Origin of the sequence: Streptomyces sp. NPDC092045 (assembly GCF_044756005.1) — a bacterium.
In the GTDB taxonomy this organism is placed as follows: Bacteria; Actinomycetota; Actinomycetes; order Streptomycetales; family Streptomycetaceae; genus Streptomyces.
The window spans coordinates 171460-193750 of sequence record NZ_JBIVSC010000006.1 but is presented as its reverse complement, the minus strand read 5'-3'; the positions used below and the strand labels follow the sequence as shown (position 1 = coordinate 193750).

General features: G+C 74.5%; 20 protein-coding genes. 7 read left to right on the top strand and 13 right to left on the bottom strand.

Annotated features, from left to right (window positions below):
* Positions 1-24: 24 nt before the first annotated feature.
* The 4 genes from ACIQKA_RS18810 to ACIQKA_RS18795 form a co-directional block, all read right to left on the bottom strand.
* Positions 25-939, bottom strand: coding sequence for a dihydrodipicolinate synthase family protein (locus tag ACIQKA_RS18810; protein ID WP_383432267.1), 915 nt, complete (start codon positions 937-939; stop codon positions 25-27).
* Between the two features lie 88 nt (positions 940-1027).
* Positions 1028-2455, bottom strand: coding sequence for an FAD-dependent oxidoreductase (locus ACIQKA_RS18805; protein ID WP_391094430.1), 1428 nt, complete (start codon positions 2453-2455; stop codon positions 1028-1030).
* Positions 2456-2690: 235 nt separating this feature from the next.
* Entirely contained in the window at positions 2691-3011 is a 321-nt protein-coding gene (locus ACIQKA_RS18800; protein WP_366378229.1) for a (2Fe-2S)-binding protein, read from the bottom strand.
* Entirely contained in the window at positions 3008-4195 is a 1188-nt protein-coding gene (locus ACIQKA_RS18795) for an NAD(P)/FAD-dependent oxidoreductase (protein WP_383151578.1), read from the bottom strand. Before ACIQKA_RS18795 ends, ACIQKA_RS18800 begins: the two co-directional genes overlap by 4 nt.
* 242 nt (positions 4196-4437) lie before the next feature.
* Between ACIQKA_RS18795 and ACIQKA_RS18790 the strand changes: the two genes are divergently transcribed.
* Together ACIQKA_RS18790 and ACIQKA_RS18785 are read left to right on the top strand one after the other, a co-directional pair.
* Complete coding sequence (locus ACIQKA_RS18790; protein ID WP_383432261.1) at positions 4438-5685, top strand: SLC13 family permease; 1248 nt, start codon at positions 4438-4440, stop codon at positions 5683-5685.
* Between the two features lie 87 nt (positions 5686-5772).
* Complete coding sequence (locus ACIQKA_RS18785; RefSeq protein ID WP_383432259.1) at positions 5773-6228, top strand: tellurite resistance TerB family protein; 456 nt, start codon at positions 5773-5775, stop codon at positions 6226-6228.
* Between the two features lie 325 nt (positions 6229-6553).
* Here ACIQKA_RS18785 and ACIQKA_RS18780 read toward each other — a convergent pair whose 3' ends face one another.
* Together ACIQKA_RS18780 and ACIQKA_RS18775 are read right to left on the bottom strand one after the other, a co-directional pair.
* Positions 6554-7498, bottom strand: coding sequence for a M56 family metallopeptidase (locus ACIQKA_RS18780; RefSeq protein ID WP_383151581.1), 945 nt, complete (start codon positions 7496-7498; stop codon positions 6554-6556).
* A gap of 5 nt (positions 7499-7503) precedes the next feature.
* Entirely contained in the window at positions 7504-7908 is a 405-nt protein-coding gene (locus ACIQKA_RS18775; protein WP_383432257.1) for a BlaI/MecI/CopY family transcriptional regulator, read from the bottom strand.
* Positions 7909-8339: 431 nt separating this feature from the next.
* On the opposite strand from ACIQKA_RS18775, the gene ACIQKA_RS18770 reads away from it, so the two are divergent.
* Complete coding sequence (locus ACIQKA_RS18770; protein ID WP_383151583.1) at positions 8340-8831, top strand: hypothetical protein; 492 nt, start codon at positions 8340-8342, stop codon at positions 8829-8831.
* Positions 8832-8906: 75 nt separating this feature from the next.
* Positions 8907-10334 (top strand): flotillin family protein, encoded by a 1428-nt coding sequence (locus tag ACIQKA_RS18765; protein WP_383151584.1) that lies wholly within the window; start codon positions 8907-8909, stop codon positions 10332-10334.
* Positions 10335-10497: 163 nt separating this feature from the next.
* Here ACIQKA_RS18765 and ACIQKA_RS18760 read toward each other — a convergent pair whose 3' ends face one another.
* Together ACIQKA_RS18760 and ACIQKA_RS18755 are read right to left on the bottom strand one after the other, a co-directional pair.
* Positions 10498-11772, bottom strand: a complete 1275-nt coding sequence (locus ACIQKA_RS18760) for a cation:proton antiporter (protein WP_402541596.1) — start codon at positions 11770-11772, stop codon at positions 10498-10500.
* A gap of 7 nt (positions 11773-11779) precedes the next feature.
* On the bottom strand, positions 11780-12265 hold the full coding sequence (locus tag ACIQKA_RS18755) for a cation:proton antiporter regulatory subunit (RefSeq protein WP_383151586.1): 486 nt from the start codon (positions 12263-12265) through the stop codon (positions 11780-11782).
* A gap of 341 nt (positions 12266-12606) precedes the next feature.
* Here ACIQKA_RS18755 and ACIQKA_RS18750 point away from each other — a divergent pair, with 341 nt between their 5' ends.
* Positions 12607-13605 carry a histidine kinase gene (locus ACIQKA_RS18750; RefSeq protein WP_383432309.1) on the top strand — a complete coding sequence of 333 codons (999 nt, stop codon included), beginning with the start codon at positions 12607-12609 and terminating at the stop codon, positions 13603-13605.
* Between the two features lie 265 nt (positions 13606-13870).
* The gene (locus tag ACIQKA_RS18745; protein ID WP_383441838.1) at positions 13871-14530 is read left to right on the top strand and encodes a response regulator; all 660 of its coding nucleotides are present in this window, start codon (positions 13871-13873) and stop codon (positions 14528-14530) included.
* Here ACIQKA_RS18745 and ACIQKA_RS18740 read toward each other — a convergent pair.
* On the bottom strand, positions 14490-15815 hold the full coding sequence (locus ACIQKA_RS18740; protein WP_402541593.1) for a peptide ligase PGM1-related protein: 1326 nt from the start codon (positions 15813-15815) through the stop codon (positions 14490-14492). The genes ACIQKA_RS18745 and ACIQKA_RS18740 overlap by 41 nt on opposite strands.
* A gap of 38 nt (positions 15816-15853) precedes the next feature.
* A complete protein-coding gene (locus ACIQKA_RS18735) occupies positions 15854-17539 on the bottom strand; it encodes a PP2C family protein-serine/threonine phosphatase (protein WP_402541591.1) in 1686 nt (561 codons plus the stop codon).
* Positions 17540-17820: 281 nt separating this feature from the next.
* On the opposite strand from ACIQKA_RS18735, the gene ACIQKA_RS18730 reads away from it, so the two are divergent.
* A complete protein-coding gene (locus ACIQKA_RS18730) occupies positions 17821-18240 on the top strand; it encodes a hypothetical protein (RefSeq protein ID WP_402541589.1) in 420 nt (139 codons plus the stop codon).
* Positions 18241-18357: 117 nt separating this feature from the next.
* On the opposite strand, the gene ACIQKA_RS18725 is transcribed toward ACIQKA_RS18730, so the two are convergent.
* From ACIQKA_RS18725 to ACIQKA_RS18715, 3 genes are all read right to left on the bottom strand, one after another.
* The gene (locus tag ACIQKA_RS18725) at positions 18358-19104 is read right to left on the bottom strand and encodes a S8 family serine peptidase (RefSeq protein ID WP_402541587.1); all 747 of its coding nucleotides are present in this window, start codon (positions 19102-19104) and stop codon (positions 18358-18360) included.
* 78 nt (positions 19105-19182) lie between these two features.
* On the bottom strand, positions 19183-19761 hold the full coding sequence (locus ACIQKA_RS18720; protein ID WP_402541585.1) for a protease inhibitor I9 family protein: 579 nt from the start codon (positions 19759-19761) through the stop codon (positions 19183-19185).
* 346 nt (positions 19762-20107) lie between these two features.
* Positions 20108-22279 (bottom strand): M4 family metallopeptidase, encoded by a 2172-nt coding sequence (locus ACIQKA_RS18715; RefSeq protein WP_402541583.1) that lies wholly within the window; start codon positions 22277-22279, stop codon positions 20108-20110.
* Between the last annotated feature and the right edge of the window lie 12 nt (positions 22280-22291).

Sequence of the window (22291 nt, the reverse complement as noted above, 5' to 3'; positions counted from 1 at the left end):
CTCGGGGCCGGGGGTGGTACGGGGTTACGCGTGGCCCTCCGCGAGGACCTTCTCCGTGGCGGCCCGCACGGCGGCCTCCTGCTCGGGGGCGAGCGGGAGCCGGGGCGGCCGGGAGGCGCCGCCGTGGTGTCCCGCGAGGTCCATGGAGAGCTTGATCGCCTGGACGAACTCGGTCTTCGAGTCCCAGCGGAAGAGCGGGTGGAGGGACCGGTAGAGCGGGAGGGCGGTGTCGAGGTCCCCGGCGACGGCGGCCCGGTAGAGGGTCGCGCAGGTGCGCGGGAGGGCGTTGGGGTAGCCGGCGACCCAGCCGACCGCGCCGGCGAGGACGAGTTCGAGGAGGACGTCGTCGGCGCCGGCCAGCAGGTCGAGTCCGGGGGCGAGTTCGGCGATCTCGTAGGCGCGGCGGACGTCCCCGCTGAACTCCTTGACGGCGACGACGCTGCCGTCGGCGTACAGCCGGGCGAGGAGGCCGGGGGTGAGGTCGACCTTGGTGTCGAGGGGGTTGTTGTAGGCGACGACGGGCAGGCCGGCGGCGGCGACGGAGGCGAAGTGGTCGCGCACGGCGGCCTCGTCGGCCCGGTAGGCGTTGGGCGGCAGCAGCAGGACGGAGCCGGCGCCGGCCTCGGCGGCCTGCTCGGCCCAGCGGCGGGCCTCGGCCGCGCCGTACGCGGAGACGCCCGGCATGACGCGGGCGCCGTCCCCGGCGGCTTCGACGGCGGTCCGCACGACGCGGGCGCGCTCGTCGTCGGTGAGCGTCTGGTACTCGCCGAGGGAGCCGTTCGGGACGACTCCGTCGCAGCCCTCGGCGATCAGCCGGGCCACGTGGCGCGCGTAGGCGTCGTGGTCGACGGAGCCGTCGTCGCGCAGGGGGAGGGCGGTGGCGACCATGATCCCGCGCCAGGGTCGGTCGCGGTGCACGGGTGCTTGCTCGTGGACCATGAAAGGACTCCCTTGTATGGTGTGTGACATTTTACTGATGGGCGGACGGGCCACAAGAGGCCCGCGCACTTTCGGTTCTGACGGCCGGTCAGCTCTCGGTGCCGCCCCGCTCCGGAAGCTCCGCCAGGTGCCGCAGCGGTACGGGGCAGGAGAGCGGGCGCCGGTCCGGGGCCGTCCCGCCCCCGGAGGCCCCTCCGGCGAGGGCGGCCACGGCGGGGCCGCACGTGCGGCCCTGGCACCAGCCCATGCCGGCCCGGGTGAACAGCTTGACCGTACGGGCGTCCCGCGCGCCCAGGAGGTCGACGGCCTCCGTGACGCGGGCCGCCGGCACCTCCTCGCAGCGGCAGACCTCGGTGTCCGGCCGCAGCCACCCGGTCCAGCCGGGCCCGGGCCGGTGCACGGCGCCCATCGCCTCCGCGAAGGCGCGCAGCCGGTCGCGGTGGCGCCGGAGCGCGGCCTCGCGGGGCTCCGGCGCCCGGCCGCCGAGGAGGGCGCGGGCGACGGAGAGGGCCGCCAGCGTCCCTTCGACGACCGCGAGGCGGGCGCCGCCGACGCCGCCCGCCTCCCCGGCGGCCCAGACGCCGGGGACCGAGGTCGACTGTTCGGCGTCGAGGACGAGGGCGGCCGTCCCGTCGGCGGCCGTGCGGGTCGCGCAGCCGAGCCCGGTGGCGAGTTCCAGCTGCGGTACGAGGCCGTGGCCGACGGCGAGCGCGTCGCAGGGGATCCGGCGGCCGGTGCCGGGCAGGGGCCGCCAGTCGGGGCCGAGCCGCGCCACGGTCACCGCCTCGACGCGCGCGGAACCGTGGGCCTCGACGACCGCGTGGCGGGCGAGGACCCTGGTGCCGTGCCGCAGCAGCGCGCCGCCGTGCAGGGCCCCTTCGGCGAGCTTGGCGGGGTTGCGGAGGAGCGCCGGGACGAAGCCGGAGTAACCGAGGTACGCGCCGGCCTCGACGACGGCGGGGACGCGGGCGCCCGCCGCCGCCAGGGAGCCGGCGACCGCCAGGAGCAGGGGGCCGCTGCCGGCCACGACGACCCGGCGGCCGGGCAGGACGAGCCCGCCCTTGAGCATCGCCTGCGCTCCCCCGGCGCCCACCACGCCCGGCAGCGTCCAGCCGGGGAAGGGCAGTTGGCGCTCGTGGGAGCCGGTGGCCAGGAGCACCGCGCGGGCCCGGACGGTCGCGGCGCCCCCGTCGTCCGCGACCACGGCGTGCAGCGTCCGTTCCGCGCCCCCGGCCACCACCGTCCAGACGTGGTGCCCGGGCAGGTGGACGACCCGGCCCGCCCGGACGAAGCCGTCCAGGGCCGCCGTCCGGCGGGTGAACTCCCGCCAGTCGTGGTGGAGCGCCCCGGGCCGCAGCGCGCCGAGGCCGGGCGCGGGATGCCGGTGGTACTGGCCCCCGGGCCGGTCCCCCGCGTCGACGAGGACGACCCGGAGCCCGCGCCGGGCCGCCTCCACGGCGGCGGCGAGCCCGGCGGGCCCGGCACCGACGACGGCGAGGTCGGCGTCGTACGACACCGCCGGCCGCTCCTCCGGTCCCTTCTCCGAGAGCTCGTTCGGGGGCTCGGACGACTCGGGCGGGCGGGGCGGCTTGGACGCCCCGGACGGCAGGGACTTCCCGAACGGCTCGGACGGCTCAGGCAGCGCAGACGGCTCGGACGGCTCAGGCAGCGCAGACGGATCGGACGGCTCAGGCAGCTCAGGCGGCTCGGACGGCTCAGGCGGCTCGGGCGGTTCAGGCGGCTCGGGCGGTTCAGACGGTGAGTTCGGCACGGCCCGTCCCCTCCTGGGTCGTGACGGCGTCGCCGGGGCGGGCCGGGGTGAGGCAGGCGCGCTGGTTGGGGCGTCCGTTGACCGTGACGAGGCAGTCGAAGCAGCTCCCCATGCCGCAGAAGACCCCGCGCGGCGCCCCGGCGTTCCGCGTGGTGCGCCAGGTCAGGATGCCCGCGCCCCACAGGACGGCGGCGACGGACTGGCCGTCGAGCGCGGTGAGCGGGCGCCCGTCGAACGTGACGGTGAAGGCGGCCCCGGCCCGGCCGCCGACCAGGTCGCGCGGGGTGCGGCGTCGTCTCATCGGGTGTTCTCCCGTCGTCCGGGGCCGGAGGCGTGGTCGAACCGTTCGGGCCGGAAGGGCGCCGGGTCCACGCCCTCCGCCCCCTCCCCCGCGCCGCCGGTGAGCGCGGCGGCGATCAGGAGCCCCGTGGCCGGGGCGAGGCCGATGCCCGCGCCCTCGTGGCCGCAGGCGTGCAGCAGCCCCGGGACGCGCGGGTCGGGTCCGATCGCCGGGAGGTGGTCCGGCAGGTAGGGGCGGAAGCCGTGGTAGGCGCGCAGCACCCGCACGTCGGCGAGGACCGGGAAGAGCGCGGCGGCCTGGACGGCGAGCCGGCGCAGGGCCTCGGTGGACAGGGAGCGGTCGAAGCCGACGCGCTCGCGGGTGGCGCCGATGAGCACGGGCCCGGCGGGGGTGCCCTCGACGACGGCCGAGGACTGGAGCGCGGCCGAACCGCTGGCTACGTCCGCGACGTAGTCGGCGGCGTACACCTTGTGGCGCACGACCCTGGGCAGGGGTTCGGTCACGAGCACGAAGCCGCGCCGGGGCCGTACCGGAAGCTCCGTGCCGGCGAGGGCGGCGACCGCGCCGCCCCAGGTCCCGGCCGCGTTGACGACGGCGGGGGCGGCGAGTTCGCGGCGGGCGGTGCGGACCGCGCGCACGGCCCCGGAGCGGGTGCGGAGGATGCCGGTGACCTCCTCGCCGAGGTGGACGGCGGCGCCGGAGGCGGCGAGCAGGCGGGCCGCCGCGCGGGCGGGCTGGACCTGGGAGTCCTGCGGGTAGTGGAAGCCGCCCGCGAGGCCGTCGGCGAGGTGGGGTTCGAGGGCGCGCAGCCCGTCGCCGGGGACCTCGGCGGTCTCGACGCCGGCGGCGCGCTGCCCCTCCGCGAAGGCGCGCAGGGCCTTGAGGGCGGTCGGGTCGGGCGCCACGACGAGGCCGCCCTTGGCCTCGTGCTCGATGTCGGGCGGGAGCAGGACGGAGAGGTCGCGCCAGAGGCGCGCGGAGAGCAGGGCGAGGCCGAGTTCGGGTCCGGGTTCCTTGTCGGAGACGAGGAGGTTGCCCTCGCCGGCGCCGGTGGTGCCGCCCGCGACCGGGCCCCGGTCGACGACCGCGACGGAGAGTCCCGCGCGGCCGGCGAAGTACGCGCAGGCGGCTCCGACGACGCCCGCGCCGATGATCACGGCGTCCGGGCTCTGGCTCTTGGACACGGCGGCGGTGTGTCGCATTCTCTCGGGGACGGGCGGGGCGGTGCGGAGTGCCTCACGGTCATCTCGCTCGTACGCGCGCCGAGTCGTGCTCGCTCGTGACCCTGGCGCGATCAGTACAATAGTAATGTGAAATTGCACTGACAAGGGGTGGACGGGAATCCGGGCGAAAAAATCACGGCGGGAGCGGGACCCTCCGGGACCCGGGGCCGCCCCGCCCTCCGCCACCCCGGATGATCGGACGCATGCTCGCCTCGTCCGTGTCCGTGCTCGCCCTGGCCGTGGTGCTCTTCTGCGCCGTCGTCCGCCCCTTCCGCCTCCCCGAGGCCGTCTTCGCGCTGCCCGCCGCCGGCGCCGTCCTCGCGGTGGGGGCGGTCACGCCCGACGCCGTGCGCGAGGAGGCCGAGCGGCTCGGGCCGGTGATCGGCTTCCTCGCGGCCGTCCTCGTCCTCGCCAGGCTCTGCGACGACGAGGGGCTCTTCCACGCCTGCGGCGCCTGGATGGCCCGCTGGTCGCGCCGCCGGCCCCAGCGGCTGCTCGGCGCCGTCTTCGGCCTCGCCTCGCTGATCACCGCCGCGCTGAGCCTGGACGCGACGGTCGTCCTGCTGACCCCGGTGGTCTTCGCGACGGCCGCCCGGATGGGGGCCCGCCCCGCACCCCACGTCTACGCGAGCGCCCACCTGTCGAACACGGCCTCGCTGCTCCTGCCCGTCTCGAACCTCACCAACCTGCTCGCCTTCACGGCCACCGGCCTCGGCTTCACCCGGTTCGCGCTCCTGATGCTGCTGCCCTGGCTCACCGCCGTCGCGGTCGAGTACGCGGTCTTCCGCCGCTTCTTCGCCCGCGACCTCGCCGCTCCGGCCGACGCCGCCGAACCGCCGGAGCCCGTCGAACTCCCGCTCTTCGCCCTGGTCACCGTGGCCGCGACCCTCGCCGGCTTCGCCGTCGCCTCGGCCGTCGGCGTGGACCCGGCCTGGGCGGCCGCGGCGGGCGCCGCCGTCCTGGCCGTACGGGCCCTGGCGCGCCGTCACACCACCCCGCGCGCCCTCGTCCGCTCGGCCTCGCTGCCCTTCCTCGCGTTCGTCCTGGCCCTGGGCGTCGTCGTCCGCGCCGTCGTCGACAACGGCCTCGGGACCGTCCTGGCCCACCTCCTGCCGGACGGCACCTCGCTGCCGGCCCTGCTCGGCACCGCCGCGCTCGCCGCCGTCCTGGCCAACCTCATCAACAACCTGCCCGCGACCCTGGCCCTGGTCCCGCTGGCGGCCGGCTCCGGGCCCGGCGCGGTGCTCGCCGTCCTGATCGGCGTGAACATCGGCCCCAACCTCACCTACGCGGGCTCCCTCGCCACCCTGCTCTGGCGCCGCATCGCCCACCACCACCGCCACCCGGTCGACCTCGGGGAGTTCACCCGCCTCGGCCTGCTCACCGTCCCCGCGGCCCTCGTCGCCTCGACGGCGGCCCTGTGGGTCTCGCTCCTGGTCCTGGGCGGGTGACCGGGATCCGCGGGCCCCGGGAACTCCCGGCGGCACTGCTAAGTTCTACACGTACGTAGAAGCAGGCAACCGACGTCTGGAGTGCTCATGGCCCTGTGGGACCGCATCAAGGAATCCGCATCGACGATGCAGACCCAGCTGGTGGCGAAGAAGAACGACCTGAAGAGCGGCGCGTTCCGGGACGCGAGCATGGCCATGTGCGCCCTCGTCGCCGCCGCCGACGGCACGATCGACCCCTCCGAGCGCCGCCGGGTCGCCCAGCTCATCGCGACCAACGAGGTGCTGCAGAACTTCGACGCGCTCGACCTCCAGCGCCGCTTCGACGCCAACCTGGACAAGCTCACCGCCGACTTCGACTTCGGCAAGGTCAGCGTCCTCCAGGAGATCGCCAAGGCGAAGAAGAAGCCGGCCGAGGCCCGTGCCGTCGTCCAGATCGGCATCGTCATCGGCGGCGCCGACGGCGACTTCGACAAGACGGAGCAGGCCGTGGTCCGCGAGGCGTGCTTCACCCTGGACCTGCCGCCCCACGAGTTCGACCTCTAGAGCGTGTGTCGAAAGTGGCGCCGTCTGCCCGGAGGGCAGGCCCGGCGGTGTCCGGTGCGTGCGATCGCAAGGCGGAGGGCCGCCCCAACACTGGTGGTACCGGGGCGATCCCGACAACGCGGCCGGGGTGCCCCCGTGCCCGCAGGGCTACGGGGGAGTGCGTGCCGGTCACCGCCGGGCAGGCGGGACTTTCCACACACGCCCTAGGGGGCGCCGGCGGTCCCGAGCCGCCGGACGGACCTCCGGTCCGGCGGTCCCGGTGCGGCCGGCACGCCGGGAGCCGAGGGTCCGACGTGCCGGCCGCACCGGCCTTTCGCCGCACCGGCTACACCGACGTCGTCGCCGCGTGCAGCACGAAGTACAGCGTGACGGCCGAGTTGGCCGAGGACAGCGCCGAGACCGTCGTGCCGAAGGCGGCGCCCCAGGCGGCCAGACCGGCGGCCGTGTACACCGGCGGCCAGGCGCGGCCCATCGGGGCCGGGCGCATCAGGGCGGCGACCCGCCGGGGCACCGGGCCCACCGCCGCCAGGGCGGGGAGCGTGGCGGCGGGCGCGCGCGGGGCCAGCAGCGCGGCCTTGCCGATCGCCCGGGCCACGGTGCGGCGGCTGCCGACCTCGGCCGCCGCCTCCTCGTCGGCCCAGCGCTCGGCGGAGTACGCGACGGCGGTGCGCAGCGGGCGCAGGAACGGATTGGCGCGGGCCGCCAAGTGGACCGTGAGCAGGTGCCGGTGGTGACGCCCGTTCAGGTGGGCCCTCTCGTGGGCGAAGAGGGCCCGGCGCTCGGCGGACCCGAGCCCGGCGAGCATGCCGGTGCTGACCACCACCCGCCCGCGGCCGTGCCCGCGACCGCCGGGGAGCGCGTACGCGTACGGCGTGCGGTCCGGCAGCACCGCGACGGACGTCGGCGGCAGCCCGGCGAGCGCGCCCGCCGTCCGGCGGCGCACCCGCGCCTGCCGCCACGCGGCGACGGCGCAGGAGACCAGGACGGCGAGCAGCGCGGGGATGGCGGCGCGGCCCGCGATCTCGTCGTACGGGACGGCCGCGCGCACGTCGGGGTCCGACCAGCTGTCGGGGAGCGGGTTGCCGGGCAGTTGCGCGGTGCCCACGATCACGAGCAGTCCGAGGCAGAGCGTGCTGCACACGGCGGAGACACCGGCGACGGCGGCGAGCAGCCGGGTCGCGGTGCGGGGGTGGAGCCGCTGTTCGGCGAGCCGGGCGACCGGCCACGCGGTGAGCGGAAGGACCAGGGGAAGGAAGACGAAGACTCCCATGGCGGTCAGCCTTCCTCCTCCCCGGCCTCCGGGGCGAGGAGTTCACGAAGGAGTCGCTCGTCGTTCGGCGAGAGTGCGGTCACGAAGCTGGCCAGGACCGCCTGCCGGTCCGCCTCGGCGTCCAGGACCCTCCGCATCCGCAGCGCGGCGAGCCCCGCCTCGTCCGCGACCGCCGTCCACCGGAAGGACCGGCCGTCGCGCTCGCGTTCGACGGCGCCCTTCGCGCACAGACGGGTCAGGATGGTGATCACGGTGGTGTAGGCGAGGCCGCCGCCGAGCCGCTCCCGCACCCACGCCACGGGCACCGGCTCGGACGCCTCGCGGAGGACGGCGAGCACCTGGGCCTCCAGCTCGCCCTGCCCGCGCCTGCGGGCCGGGCCCTCCGTCCCGTCCTCGCTCCGGTCCACCATGCCGCCGCCCTTCCGCTCCTGCCGCGCCCGGCGGCCCCGTCCACCGCCCGCCCGGTCGGCAGGCCATCGTACTGAGCGGGCGGAGGAAGCCGTACGACCCGGCCGTCCGCCCCGGCCCTCCTGCCCCGGATCGCCCGGCCCTCCCCCGGACGCCGCACCGTTCTCCCCCGGTCCCGCCCGCCCCTCCCGCCCCTCCCCGGCGGAAAGGAATTCGGGTAGCCTCGCAGGGCTCGGGAAATTCACCGCCGGAATACCGGCGTGGGCGTCAATGGGTACCGGCACCCATGTTCCACAGGTCTACGCCATGGGACAATGGGGTACTTTCACGACGCGAGGGCATGATTTCACGGCTCGGCGCGAGAGACGCGCACGCGGGAACACGCGGGTGCGAAAGCGCGAGCCGGTCACGGGGGCCGAGGGGGGCACAGCACGTGGTTTGGTTTCTCGGATTCGGAATCGCCGGACTGGTCGTCCTGGCCCTCTCCCTGGTTTTCGACGGCGTCCTGGAAAGCGTCGGCATCGGGGTGGACGGATTCCTGTCCCTCCCGGTGATCGCCGGTTTCGTCTCGGCCCTCGGCTTCACCGGGGCCGTCGCCACCGGCGCCGCCGGTGCGGGCGCCGTCACCGCGACCCTCGTCGGTGCCGCGGCGGGCGCCCTGGTGGGCTGGCTGACCTGGCGGTTCAGCCGGGCCCTGCTCCGGGACGACGCGCCCGCGCCCCGGGGCGAGGACCTGACCGGGACCTCGGGCACGGTCGTGACGGCGATCCCCGTCACCGGCTACGGCGAGGTCCTGCTGTACCTGGGCGGGCAGCCGGTGAAGTACGCGGCGAAGGCCGCCGCACCCGTGGCGCGGGGCGCCGAGGTCTGGGTCGAGTCCGTCCTGTCGTCGACGTCGGTCACCGTCCGTCCCGTCGAACGCTGACCCGGCCGCCTGCCTTTTTCCGCCGCCCTTTCGTCCCACCCTTTTCACTCACGTTCCACTCAAGGGGATTTCGCCATGAGTCCTGTACTGACAGCGGTCCTCGGGATCGTCGTCCTCGTCGTTCTGCTCGGCCTCGTCGTCGTCACCCGTTACAAGGTCGCCGGTCCCAGCGAGGCGTTCATCATCACCGGCCGGCGCGGCAAGCAGGCCACCGATCCCACCACCGGCCGCGTCTTCACCGACAACAGCGGCCAGAAGGTCGTGGTCGGCGGCGGCGTGTTCGTCGTGCCGTTCGTGCAGCAGAAGTTCACCCTCGACCTCTCCAGCCGGCACATCCCGATCGCGGTGCGCGGCGCGGTGACCCTGCGCGGCGTGAAGGCGAACCTGGAGGGCGTCGCGATCGTCAAGGTCGGCGGCACCGAGGACTCGATCCGGGCGGCCGCGCAGCGCTTCCTGATGCAGCAGGACGGCATCGTCGGCTTCACCCAGGAGGTCCTGTCCGGCGCGCTGCGCTCCATCGTGGGCCGCATGTCGGTCGAGGACATCATCCGGGACCGCGCCGCCTTCGCCGGCCAGGTCGCCGAGGAGGCCGAGGCCAGCCTGTCCGGCCAGGGCCTGGTCTTGGACGCCTTCCAGATCCAGGACATCACCACCGAGGGCTCCTACCTCGAAGACCTCGGACGCCCCGAGGCCGCCCGCGCCAAGCAGGAGGCGGACATCGCCGAGGCCGTGGCCCGCCGCGCCGCCGAGCAGGCCCGGCTGAAGGCGGAGGAGGAGATCGCCGTCGCGCAGCGGACCCTCTACCTGAAGCAGGCCGAGATCAAGGCGCAGACCGACGAGGCCGCCGCCCAGGCCAACGCCGCGGGTCCGCTCGCCGAGGCCGCCCGCCAGCAGGACATCCTCGCCGAGCAGGAGAAGGTCGCCGAGCGGCAGGCCGCGCTGACCGACCGCCAGCTCGACACCGAGGTCCGCAAGCCCGCCGACGCCGCCCGCTACCAGGCCGAGCAGGAGGCCGAGGCCCGCCGCATCGCCCTGGTCAAGCAGGCCGAGGCCGACGCGCAGCGCTCCCGCCTGACCGGTGAGGGCGAGAAGGCGCACCGCGCCGCGCTCGCCGACGCCGTACGGATCGAGGGCGAGGCCGAGGCCGCCGCCATCGCCGCGCGGGGCTCCGCCGAGGCCGAGGCCATGCGGAAGAAGGCCGACGCCTTCTCCCAGTACGGGGACGCGGCCGTCCTCCAGATGCTCGTCGAGGTCCTGCCGCAGGTCGTCGCCAAGGCCTCCGAGCCGCTGTCGGCCGTCGACAAGATGACGGTCATCTCCACCGACGGCGCGAGCCAGCTCTCCCGCACGGTCGCGGACAATGTCGCCCAGGGCGTCGAACTGCTCTCCTCCACCACCGGGGTCGACCTGGCACAGCTGCTCCAGGGCATCACCCGGAAGCCGAAGCAGAACGGGGCCGAGCCGCAGAAGCCCCAGGGCGAGACCGTCGAGATCACCGGCTGAGGGATCGGGCACGAGAAGGAGGCCCGGGGCCGAGGCCCGGGAACAGGGAAAGGCCCGGGGCCGAGACCTGGGGACCGGGAAAGGCCCGGAGCTGAGGCCCGGAGACGAGGAAAAGGCCCGGGGGGACGTGCCCCCGGGCCTTTCACCTGCTCACGACCTGGCGTCAGACGCGGCCGGAGGCCCCGCTTCCCGCCTCCACGTCGCCGCTGCCGGCCTTCGAGAGGTCCGGGGCGGACCCCGCGAGCGCCGCCCCGTCTCCCGCGGCCGGGGGCGTCGGCGTGCCCCGGCGACGGATGACGTAGGCGGCGACCGGCTCGGTGAAGCGGGCGGTGAGCGGCCCGATCACGACGAGGACCAGGACGTAGGCGGTGGCGAAGGGCCCCATCTGCGGCTGGACACCGGCGCTGACGGCGAGGCCGGCGATGACGATGGAGAACTCGCCGCGCGCGACCAGCGTGCCGCCCGCCCGCCAGCGGCCCTTGACCCCGATCCCGGCCCGGCGCGCGGCCCAGTACCCGGTGGCTATCTTGGTCAGCGCGGTGACGATCGCCAGGGCGAGCGCCGGCAGGATCACCGGCGGGATGCTGGCGGGGTCGGTGTGCAGGCCGAAGAAGACGAAGAACACCGCGGCGAACAGGTCGCGCAGCGGGCTCAGCAGGGTGTGGGCGCCCTCCGCGACCTCGCCGGAGAGGGCGATGCCGACGAGGAACGCGCCGACGGCGGCGGAGACCTGGAGCTGCTGGGCGACACCGGCGACGAGCAGCGTCAGACCGAGGACGACCAGGAGCAGCTTCTCCGGGTCGTCGCTGGAGACGAACCGCGAGATCAGGCGCCCGTACCGGAGGGCGAGGAAGAGCACGAGTCCGGCCACGCCCAGGGCGATGGCCAGCGTCACGCTGCCGGCGGCCAGGCCGACGCCGGCGAGCAGGGCCGTGATGATGGGCAGGTAGACGGCCATCGCCAGGTCTTCGAGGACCAGGATGCTGAGGATGACCGGGGTCTCGCGGTTGCCCAGGCGGCCGAGGTCGCCGAGGACCTTGGCGATGACTCCGGACGAGGAGATCCAGGTGACGCCCGCCAGGACGACGGCGGCGACCGGCCCCCAGCCGAGCAGCAGCGCGGCGACCGCGCCGGGCAGGGCGTTGAGGGTGAAGTCGACGAGCCCGGCCGGGTACTGGGTCTTCAGGTTGGAGACCAGGTCGCTCGCCGTGTACTCCAGGCCGAGCATCAGGAGCAGGAGGATGACCCCGATCTCGGCGCCGATGGCGACGAACTCCTCGCTGGCGCCGAGCGGCAGCAGACCGCCGTTGCCGAAGGCGAGGCCCGCGAGGAGGTAGAGCGGGATCGGGGAGAAGCTGAACCGGGCCGCGAAGCGGCCGAGCAGGCCCAGGCCGAGGATGATGGCGCCGAACTCGATCAGGAAGACAGCGGAATGCACCCTCCCCTCACTCCCGTCCGAGAATCGCGGCCGCGGCGTCGACGCCCTCGCGGGTGCCGATCACGATGAGGGTGTCGCCGCCCGCGAGCCGGAAGTCCGGCGTCGGGGACGGAATCGCTCCGGAGCGGCGCAGTACGGCCACGACGGAGGCGCCCGCCTCGGTGCGCATCCGGGTGTCGCCGAGCACGCGCCCGTTCCAGTACGAGTGCGCGGACAGCTCGATCCGCTCGGCGACGAGGCCCAGGTCCGTGGTGTGCAGGACGTTGGGGCTGTGGTGCGCGGGCATCAGCGCGTCGATCAGGGAGGCCGTCTCCCCCTCGGTGAGGTGGAGGGACTGGGCGCAGGCGTCGGGGTCGTCGGCCCGGTAGACGTTCACCGTCCGCGTTCCGTCGCGGTGCGCGATGACCGAGAGGTGCTGGTGCTCGCGCGTCGTGAAGTCGTACTGGACTCCGATTCCGGGCAGGGGTGTCGTTCTGGTCCGCGGGGCAGGCACTGGCCCGTCGCCTCCTGTCGTCGTGACCGGTCGCAGCCGGTCGGGGCCGGTTCCGGCCTTTCGTGGAAAGGGATGCGCCACGGGGGGAACGGCGTCGTCCCGCACCCCGCGGCCCCGTTATGGTGCCATCCGCGCGGAGACGCGGAACATGGGTGTCAGCACGGATGGACAGAACCCCGACAAACCGGTCAGGATGAGGCGGGACACGGGTCCCGCCGCGGGCCGGAGGGCACGCGGCGCGCACCGGACGCGCGGGACGCACCCGATGCGCGGTGGGCATCGAACACGCGGTGGGCATCGAGCGGCCGGGCGACGCGTCGGGCCCGGGGAGAGGCGGGACGGTGTCGCTGTACTGGCGCCTCTTCCTGTTGAACGCCGCGATCCTGGTCGTCGCCGTGCTGCTGCTCTTCGGCCCCGTCACGGTCTCCACCCCGGTCCTCGTCGGCGAGGCGTTCGTCCTCGTGGCCGGCCTGGTGGCGATGCTCGTCGCCAACGCCTTCCTGCTGCGGGTCGGCCTCGCGCCGCTCCAGCGCCTCACCCGGGTGATGCGGACGGCGGACCTGCTGAGGCCCGGCCGGCGGGCGGAGGTGGCGGGGGGCGGCGAGATCGCCGACCTGACCCGTACGTTCAACACGATGCTCGACCGGCTGGAGGCCGAGCGGGCCGCGAGCAGCGCCCGGGTGCTGTCCGCCCAGGAGGCCGAGCGCCGGCGGATCGCGCAGGAGCTGCACGACGAGGTGGGGCAGACCCTCACCGCCGTACTGCTCCAGCTCAAGCACTCCGCCGACCACGCCCCCGCCGACCTGCGGGCCGAGCTGCTCCAGGCGCAGGAGACCACCCGGGGCAGCCTCGACGAGATCCGGCGCATAGCGCGCCGGCTGCGGCCGGGCGTCCTGGAGGAGCTGGGGCTGCACAGCGCGCTCAGGTCGCTGGCGTCGGAGTTCTCCACGCGCGGTCTGACGGTGCGGCCCCACATCGACGCGGGCCTGCCGAAGCTCGACCACGAGACGGAACTCGTGCTCTACCGGGTGGCGCAGGAGGGTCTGACCAACACCGCCCGCCACTCGGGCGCGAGCCACGTCGACCTGCGGTTGCGGCTCCTGCCCCGGGGCGGGGTGGGTCTGCTCGTACGGGACGACGGGCGGGGCATCGGGAACGCGCCCGAGGGCGCCGGGCTGCGGGGCATGCGCGAGCGGGCCCTGCTGATCGGCGCGGAACTGACGGTCCGTGGCGGAAGGGACGGGGGGACGGAGGTCCGCCTGGACACGGCCGGCGGCGCGGGGCCCCGCAGGGACGCGGAGGACGGCACGGCCGACGGCACGGAGGAGGGGACGCCGTGACCGGCGGTCCGGAAGAGGAGGACGGCATGACCGGCGGTCCGGAAGAGGAGGACGCCGTGACCGGTGGTACGGCGAGGGGGGACGGCATGACCGGCGACAGCGGAACGGGGACCGCCATGACCGGCGGTACGGGGGAAGGGACCGTCACGACCGGCGGTACGGGGACGAGGGCAGTCACGACCGGCCGTACGGGGGAAGGCGCCGTCACGACCGACGGCGCGGGGCCGGGGACAGGCACGACCGACGGCGCGGGGAGGGAGGCGTCATGACCGGGGAGCGCCCGACCCGCATCCTGCTCGCGGACGACCACGCCCTGGTGCGCAACGGCGTGCGGCTGATCCTCGACGCCGAGCCGGACCTCACGGTCGTCGCCGAGGCCGCGGACGGGGCGGAGGCCGTCGCCCTGGCCCGCTCCGAGCCGGTCGACCTGGCCGTCCTCGACATCTCCATGCCCCGCCGGACGGGGCTCCAGGCGGCCCGCGAACTCAGCCGCCTCCAGCCGGAGCTGAGGATCCTGATCCTCACGATGTACGACAACGAGCAGTACTTCTTCGAGGCGCTCAAGGCCGGGGCGAGCGGGTACGTCCTGAAGTCCGTGGCCGACCGGGACCTGGTGGAGGCGTGCCGGGCGGCGGTGCGCGACGAGCCGTTCATCTACCCCGGCGCCGAGACCGCCCTGATCCGCACCTACCTCGACCGGGCGGAACAGGGCAGGCCCCTGCCGGACAAGGCCGTGACCGAGCGCGAGGAGGAGATCCTCAAGCTCGTCGCGGAGGGCCACAGCTCGAAGGAGATCGCGGACCTCCTCGTCATCAGCCCGAAGACCGTCGAGCGCCACCGCGCCAACCTCCTCCAGAAGCTGGGCATGCGCGACCGCCTCGAACTCACCCGCTACGCGATCCGGGTGGGCCTGATCGAGCCGTAGGGCCGCCGGGGGCGGAGGCCCAGGAGGCCCGCAGCAGCTCCTCGTACCGCGCCACGCCCGCGTGGTCGCCGGCGATCACCGCGTAACGCCAGGTCAGGCCGTCCGGCGGCGGTCCGGCGTACAGGACGATCCCCTCGGCGCGCGCCGGGTCGTAGGCGAGCCGTTCGCGGCGCAGCCGCTCGACGGCGGCGGCGAAGGGGTACGCGACCGGGGCGCGGACCTTGCCGGTCGCCCAGACCGGACCTCCGCCCCCGGTCCCGCCCCCGACGCCACTCACGTCGCCTGCGACGAGCCGGGTCACCATGGCCTGCGGGGTGGTGGTGGCCGTGCGCCGCACGTTGCTCTCCCCCGCGAAGACCTCGCCGCCGGGCGTCACCATCGCGTCGAGCCCGAAGGGCCCTGCGTACCCGCGCGCCGCGAGGAAGCCGCCCAGGGCGTGCCCCCAGGCCTCCAGCGTGGCCGCGACGTGCGCCGACGGCTCGGGCAGGGGCGAGAGGTAGCCGGTGAAGGCGCCGTCCGCGGTCCGCATCTCGCCGCTGAACAGCGCCCGCGTCCCGCCGGGCCCCGTCTCCATCTGCACGCTCACCGACCGGGCCACGTCGATCCGCCGCTCGACGACCCACAGCCCCTCGGGGCCGCCGACCGGCGCGAGCCCGCCGGTCCACGGATCCGGCGCGTCCGCCGCGTCGTCCGCCTCCGCCTCCGCCTCCGCGAGGAAGAGCATGCCGTGGCCGCCCGCCGACCGGTCGGGCTTGACGACGACCCGTCCGTACGAGGCGAGGAGTTCCCGCACGGCGCCCGGCACCCCGTCGCGGCGGCGGACCAGGCCGTCCGGCAACCTCATGCCCAGCGCGGGCGCGACGCTCCGGAACCCGGCCTTGGTGTTGAGCAGCCCGGTCACGCCGAGGGCGGCCTCGGCCGCCGCCACAGAGGGATACGGGGCGACGGGAACGCCCAGGGCGCGCGCCAGGCCGATCGCCGCGCCGTCCAGGGCCGTGGGGAGGACCGCCCGGAGGGGCCGCCCGCCCACCGCCCCGACGACGTGACGGCACGCGTCCGCCGTACCGTCCCCCGGCGGGACGACCACCGCGACCGAGTCCCGGGGGACGCCGGTCAGCCCGCAGACGTACCGCAGGAACTCCTCCCCGACCGGCACCGGGGAGACCAGGACGTCGCCGGGCCGCAGCAGCCACGCCTCCCGGGGCGCCTGCTCGGCCCAGGCGCGGAGCACCTCGCGCTCCCCCGGGTCGACCGCGAGGTCGGAGACGAGGTTCGCGTGGAGCACGAGGGGCCCGCCGGGCCTCGCCGAACCGGTCCGCCCCATCAGACGCTGACGTGCAGGACGCAGATGTCGTCGCGGCGGGTGGCCGGGTCGACGAGTGCCTCCAGGACGGCGTCCAGGGGCCGCGATGCGTCGCCGAGCCCGGCGACCGTGCGGGCCAGGTGGTCGAGCCCGTCGTCGAGGAGCACGCCCGGGGCCTCGACCAGGCCGTCGGTGAAGAACAGCAGGTGGTCGCCGGGCAGCAGGCGGATGGCGGACGACTCGTAGTGGGGGGCGGTCGTGGCGCCCAGGAGGACGCCGCGGGGCGACGGCAGGTAGCGGGGCTCGCCGTCGCGCAGGAGCAGGGGCGGCAGGTGGCCGGCCTGCACCCAGGTGAGGATGCCCGAGGAGGGCTCGTAGCGGCCCATGACCATCGTGGCCGTGCTGAAGGCGCGGTCCGCGCTGTGCCACAGGAGGGTGTTGAGGCGGGCGAGGATCGTGGCGAGCGGGGTGCCGGTGATGGCCATGCCCTTGGCGGTGAAGCGGAGCTGGGCCATCGTGGCCACGGCGTCGAGCCCGTGGCCGGCGACGTCGCCGACGACGAGCAGGGCGCTGCGGTCGGGCAGTTCGATGGCGCTGTACCAGTCGCCCCCGACGTTGAGCCCCTGTTGGAGGGGCTGGTAGGCGACGTCGACGGTGAGGCCGGCCAGGCTCAGCGACTGCTGGGGAAGGGGCAGCAGGGCGTGCTGGAGCCGGGTGGCGAGGACGCGCTCGGCGGCCAGCGTCTCCTGCTGCGCCAGGGCGGTCCGCTCGCGTTCGAGCAGTTGCTCCTTGGTCCGCTTCACGGTGGTGAGGTCCTGGAAGAAGCCGTGGACCTCGACCGGCGAGCCGTGGGCGTCCGCCTCGGCCTCCGCGACGATCCGGAGGTGCCGGACCTCCCCGTGGGGGGTGGTGATGCGGAAGGTGTGGTCGATGGACCGCCCGTCCCCGAGGAGGAGGTGCACCTCGGTGCCCAGGGCGGGCAGGTCGTCGTCCAGGACGTGCCGGGGCAGCTCCTCCAGGGTCATGGGGCCGAGGGAGGGGTCGCGGGCGAAGATGTCGTAGACCTGTTCGGACCAGGTGATGGTGTTCCGGACGAGGTCCCAGTTGGCCCAGCCCATGTTCCCCAGGCGCTGCATCACCTCCAGGCGGCGCTGCTCGCGCTCGCCGCTGTCGAGGCGCACCCAGGAGACGATCAGCCCGCCCTGGCAGGCGGCGGCGCGGACGGCGAACCGGGAGAGGCGGGGAACGCCGGCGAGCACCTCCTCGTACGCGAAGGGCTCCCCCTCGTGGCGGACGCCGTTCTCCAGGGCGTCGAGGTAACCGCGCCACAGGTCGGTGCCGAGCACGCTCGGATACGTCTCCAGGACGCTGAGCCCCACCAGCTCCTTGCCCCTGCGGCCGGCGATGTCGAGCGCGTCGGGCGAGGCGGCCACGATCCGGAAGTCCGCGACCCCGCCGTCCGCCCCGGGCAGCGGGACGAGGAAGATCGCCGAGCCGGGCAGTCCGTCGAGCATCTCCTGGATCGCGGACGCGGTCAGGGCGGGCGCGCGCGTGTCCGCGGCCGTCATCGTCGGCTGCCGTCGGGCCACGTAGCGGCTCGACGAGAAGACGGATCCCTCACCGGCCGTAGGGGAGAGCGCGGGGGCTCCCCCGAAGCCGCTGCTTCCCGGCTCGGGGACGTCCGGCTCGTCGCGGCTACCCGTCATGGAACGAGCATGCCATGAACGGCCCCCGGGGATCCCGGACGGCTATGGTCTTGTCACCCGGTTCGGGGTTGCGGGGGGGAGGTGTCGGTCGCGGGTGATCGAACACCGGGCGCCCCGCTCGGAGCGCTCGCACGGGCACGACGCCCGCGCCGCACCGGCACGACGCCCGCGTCGCGGGGCCCGACGCGGAGTTGGTGTGACGACAGCCGGATGATCGATGATCCACTGCCGCCCGCACCCCGGCTTCTCCTGACGCCTCCGGAGGAAGGGAGTCGCCCTCGATGCACGACGCCGCCACTTGGGAGCCCCTGCCGCGGCTCCTGCTCCAGGACGACGCGGAACGGCTCGCCGCGCCCGGCGGGTACGTCGAGGGGCGGGTGGCCAGGGGCAGTTGGAGCGTGCCGACGGCCAGGCCGCGGTTCCGGCCCGGGCGGGCCTGGCTGGCCGGTGACGTGCGGGCGGAGCAGGACGCGGTCGACCGCGTGCGGGACGCCCTGGAGGAGGCGGGCGTCGACGGGGCCTCCTTCGTGGTGGGGGCGCCCGCGCCCGGCAAGGCCCTGCTGCACCTCTTCGACACGGGCCCCGCCGTCCGGTGCGGCGGCCGCCGCCCGCCCCGGCCCGGGGTTCTGGCCATCGGCGTGGGGGAGGGCGGACCGCCCAGCCTCGCACCCCTCGTCGGCCCCCGCGCCTGCGCACCCTGACCGCCTACCCGCCGGAGATCGCCCGCCGCGACGGCCTGGAGTTAGCCGGCATGTGCGGAGCGCGCGTGCGGGGGCGGCACGTGTGTGCGTGCCGCCCCCGCCGGTGGGTGCCGGGATTCAGTTGAGGGTCAGGAAGGAGCCCGCCCCGTTGCCGTACTCGATCCAGGCGCCGGACCGGGTGTCCGCCGGCACGCCGGACCAGGCGGCGGTCAGGTCGGTCGGCACGCCAGGGGTGACGCGGGCCCGGTCGGGCGTGACCGTGACCTTGCCGGTGACGGGGCTGCCGGCGGCGACCGTGGTGGTCCAGGGCGCGGTGTTGGAGAGGCTGGACGCTCCCGGGCCGGAGTTGCCCGCGGCGGTGGCGACGAAGACTCCGGCCGCGGCGGCGTTGCGGAGCGCGACCTGGGCCGGGTCGTCGTACGTGCTCTCGAACGCGGCGCCGAGCGAGTAGTTGATGACGTCCACGCCGTCGGCGACGGCCTGGTCGATGGCGGCGACGAGGTCGCTGGTCAGGCCGCCGTCCGCCTGGCCGTCCTTGCTCTGCCAGAGGGCTTTGTAGACGGCGATGGCGGCTGCGGGGGCCACGCCGGAGACGGTGCCGAGGTCCTCGCCGCCGGCCGTGGCGCGGACGTCGGCGTTGCCGGCCGCGGTGGCCGCCGTGTGGGTGCCGTGGCCCTGGCTGTCGCGCGGGGAGACGTATCCGGCCCGGTTGGACTCCGGGACGGCGTCGAACCATGCCTTGCCGAAGTAGCGGGCGCTGATGACCTTCTCGTTGCAGGCCGCGGCGGTGAAGCCGTCGCCGGTCTGGCAGGTGCCCTTGAAGGTGGCGCCGTCCGCCTTGTGCATCACGGTGGTCGTGCCCACGCGGTAGGGGCGGTGGCGGTCCTTCGTGCCGGGTTTGCGGGAGCTCAGGGCCGGGGCGGCGAAGGAGGGGTTCTCGGGTCAGATGCCCGTGTCGATGTCGCCGATGACGATGCCCTTCCCGGCTTCGGCGGTCCCCCCGAGGGCCTTCCACAGCCCGTTGCGGCCGGAGAGTCCGAGGAAGTCGGTGGAGTTCCGGTCGTCGGTGGCGTGGTGGAAGCGGTCGGGGGCGATGTGCACGACGCTCCCGGTGCGGGCGAGGCGCACCAGTTGGCGGGCGTCGAGCCGGGCGCTGAAGGTGTTGGTGGTGACCGCGTAGTGCTGGCGGACGGTGGCGCCGACCTTCTTGGCGACGCGATTCTGCTGGTCCGTCAGGTGGGTGCGGTACCGCTTGGCGGCGGCCGAGGCGACATCGAGCCTGCCGCCCTGGGCCGGCTTCGTGGCGGGGAGGTCGCCGACGCCGCCGTCGTAGGTGACCAGGGGCTCGTCGGCGAGGGTGACCAGGTAGGTGCCCGTGGCGGATTCGGCGATCGGAGCTGCGGCGGGGACGGCCGTGGCGGTCGGGGCGAGGGGAAGGCCGAGTGAGGCGAGGGCGCTGGTGAGCAAGCCGGCGAGGGCGGCTCGCCGGTTGCGCGATGTTCTGCGCGGCAGGAGTGACACGGACTCTCCTCATGGATTTCCACGCACGCCGGAGAGACGAGCGGAGGCTCGCCTGCGGCGTGCGCTGGGGACGGGGCTCTCCGAACCGCCTGGCACCGGGCGGTGACTGACGGGTGGTCCGGGACGAGCGAACGCTCTTTCTTCCCCGTATGAGGTCGTTTGACTGGCAGGGAAGACGCTCACGATCACAGCTGTCATGCGTGCGACAGGCAGGTCGGGCGGTTGAACACACCGGGAATCCCGCGGAGCGGGAACCGGGCCGCCCCCGCGCATGCGGTGGCTTCTGCGGCCGGAGCACCCGAGCGGGGCTCCGGCCGACAGGAGCACGGGTGGTGCGCGGGACCGGTCAGCCGATGGCGATCTGGTCGAGCAGGAAGATGGTCGACAGGTAGGTGTCCTCGGTGCCGGCGAACTCCAGCTTCACCGTCTGGCCCTTGTGGGCGGACAGGTCGACGGTCTTCTGGACGTATCCGGAGCCGGCGTGGGCGTTGGAGTAGGTGGCCAGTGTGGTGCCGTTGACCTTGACCTTGAGGGTGTCGTAGGCGGTGGAGCCGGACTCCTGGGTGGAGACCTTCAGCCAGAAGGTGAGCTTCGGGGTGCCGGTGGAGGGCACCGCGACGTTCGACTGGGAGAGGGATTCGACGGCGTCGGCGCCGTAGCCCATCATCCAGGCGTACCAGGACCCGTCACGGGCGGCCTGCAGGGACGAGTTGGTGATGATGCTGTCGCTCTGGGTCCAGCCGCCGGTGCCCTGCTCGAAGCTGCCGTTGGCCAGTGCGTTCCCGCTGGGGGGCGTGGTCGGCGAAGGAGTCGGGTCGGTCGGGGTGGGGGTGGGGGTGCCGGTGCCGGGGTCGGGCAGGGCGGTGCCGACGCTGACGGCCGCCCATGCCTTGGAGACGAGGTAGCGCTCCTGGGAGTTGATGCCGTACAGGTCGGCGGCGGCCTGCAGGGTGGCGGTGCGGGCCCCGGCGTAGTTGGTGGTGGAGGTCATGTAGGTGGACAGCGCCCGGTACCAGACCGCGGCCGCCTTGTCCTTGCCGATGCCGCTGAAGGTGTCGTTGTTGCAGGTGGTGCCGGTGTGCGAGCGTCCGCCGATGGTCTTCGTGCCGGTGCCTTCGGCGGCCAGGTAGAAGAAGTGGTTGCCGATGCCGGAGGAGTAGTGGACGTCCACCGAGCCGGCGCTGGAGGTCCAGCAGGACAGCGAGTTGCCGTCGGCGGCGGGGTTGTCCATGCGGCGCATGTAGCCGCCGGACATGTTGAGCTTCTCGCCGATGTAGTAGTCGCCCGGGTCGCCGGTGTTGCCGGCGGAGAACTCGACCATGGTGCCGAAGATGTCGCTGGTGGCCTCGTTGAGGCCGCCGGACTCGCCGGAGTAGGTGAGGTCGGCGGTGGCGGCGGTGACGCCGTGGCTCATCTCGTGGGCGGCCACGTCGAGCGTGGTGACCGGGGTGTTGCCGTTCTGCGAGGAGCCGTCGCCGAAGAACATGCAGAAGCAGTCGTCGTCGTAGAAGGCGTTCAACAGGCCGGTGTCCACGTGGACGTAGGCGGGGGCGCCGCTGCCGTTGTTGCGGATGCCGGAGCGGTTGAAGGAGTTCTTGTAGTAGTCCCAGGTCTTGGCCAGGCCGTAGGAGGCGTCCACGGCGGCGCTCTCGCGGCTGGAGCTGGTGCCGTTGCCCCAGGAGTTGGTGGCCTTGGAGAAGGCCCGGGCGTTCTGCCTCGGGTTCGACTGCGGGCTGTTGTACGCGTCGTAGACGATCGTCCCGCCGTGCGCGGCATCGGTCAGGGTGTAGCCGCTACCGGTCTGGGTGGTCTCGATGGAGACCTGGCCGACGGTGACGCCGTTGCCGGTGCCCGTGACGCTCTGGTGCAGCTCGTACTGGTCCAGCGGCGCGCCGCTGGTCGCGTCGACGATCACCGCCTCCCGCGAGGTCGGACCGGTCTCGCCCTCGCCGGTGACGGTCGAGCGGTAGGCGAGGACGGGAATCTTGCCGACCGCGTACACCACCAGGGCGCTGTCCTTGCTGCCGGCCTTCGCCTTCTTCACGTGCCTGGCGTGCTTCACGGCCTTGGCGGAGGCGTCGGCGGCCGTCAGTTTCGGAGTGGTGCCGGCGATCCTGATCGCGCCCTGGTGCGCCAGGTCCGAGCCGGTGATCGTGCCGTCCCCGGCGAGGTGGACCACCAGGTCGCCGCCGATCACCGGCAGGCCTCTGTAGGTGCGGTCGTAGCGCACGTGCCGGGTGCCGTCGACGTCGATCAGCACGTCCTTGACCACCAGGCGCTCGTCGGGGCCCAGGCCGAGCTCGCGGGCGGTGGCGGCCGCGTTCCGGGCGGCCGTGCGTATCGCCTCGTCGCGCGCGTCGCCCGTCATGGCCCTGAACCCTGCACCGGGTTGGCCGGCGGAGGTACCGGCGGCCGCGGTGGGCCGGGGAGCCGCGGTGGACTGGGTGGCCACCATGGTCACGGAGCCGAGGGCGAGGGCTGCCGCGACACCGGCTGCCAGGGCGTTCTTGCGGTTCATCGCAATCCTTCC

Excerpts from the sequence above, each read along its gene's own strand:
- ACIQKA_RS18810 (WP_383432267.1), bottom strand. The coding sequence starts at position 939 with ATGGTCCACGAGCAAGCACCCGTGCACCGCGACCGACCCTGGCGCGGG.
- ACIQKA_RS18800 (WP_366378229.1), bottom strand. The coding sequence starts at position 3,011 with ATGAGACGACGCCGCACCCCGCGCGACCTGGTCGGCGGCCGGGCCGGG.
- ACIQKA_RS18790 (WP_383432261.1), top strand. The coding sequence starts at position 4,438 with ATGCTCGCCTCGTCCGTGTCCGTGCTCGCCCTGGCCGTGGTGCTCTTC.
- ACIQKA_RS18785 (WP_383432259.1), top strand. The coding sequence starts at position 5,773 with ATGGCCCTGTGGGACCGCATCAAGGAATCCGCATCGACGATGCAGACC.
- ACIQKA_RS18780 (WP_383151581.1), bottom strand. The coding sequence starts at position 7,498 with ATGGGAGTCTTCGTCTTCCTTCCCCTGGTCCTTCCGCTCACCGCGTGG.
- ACIQKA_RS18775 (WP_383432257.1), bottom strand. The coding sequence starts at position 7,908 with ATGGTGGACCGGAGCGAGGACGGGACGGAGGGCCCGGCCCGCAGGCGC.
- ACIQKA_RS18765 (WP_383151584.1), top strand. The coding sequence starts at position 8,907 with ATGAGTCCTGTACTGACAGCGGTCCTCGGGATCGTCGTCCTCGTCGTT.
- ACIQKA_RS18745 (WP_383441838.1), top strand. The coding sequence starts at position 13,871 with ATGACCGGGGAGCGCCCGACCCGCATCCTGCTCGCGGACGACCACGCC.
- ACIQKA_RS18735 (WP_402541591.1), bottom strand. The coding sequence starts at position 17,539 with ATGACGGGTAGCCGCGACGAGCCGGACGTCCCCGAGCCGGGAAGCAGC.
- ACIQKA_RS18730 (WP_402541589.1), top strand. The coding sequence starts at position 17,821 with ATGCACGACGCCGCCACTTGGGAGCCCCTGCCGCGGCTCCTGCTCCAG.
- ACIQKA_RS18715 (WP_402541583.1), bottom strand. The coding sequence starts at position 22,279 with ATGAACCGCAAGAACGCCCTGGCAGCCGGTGTCGCGGCAGCCCTCGCC.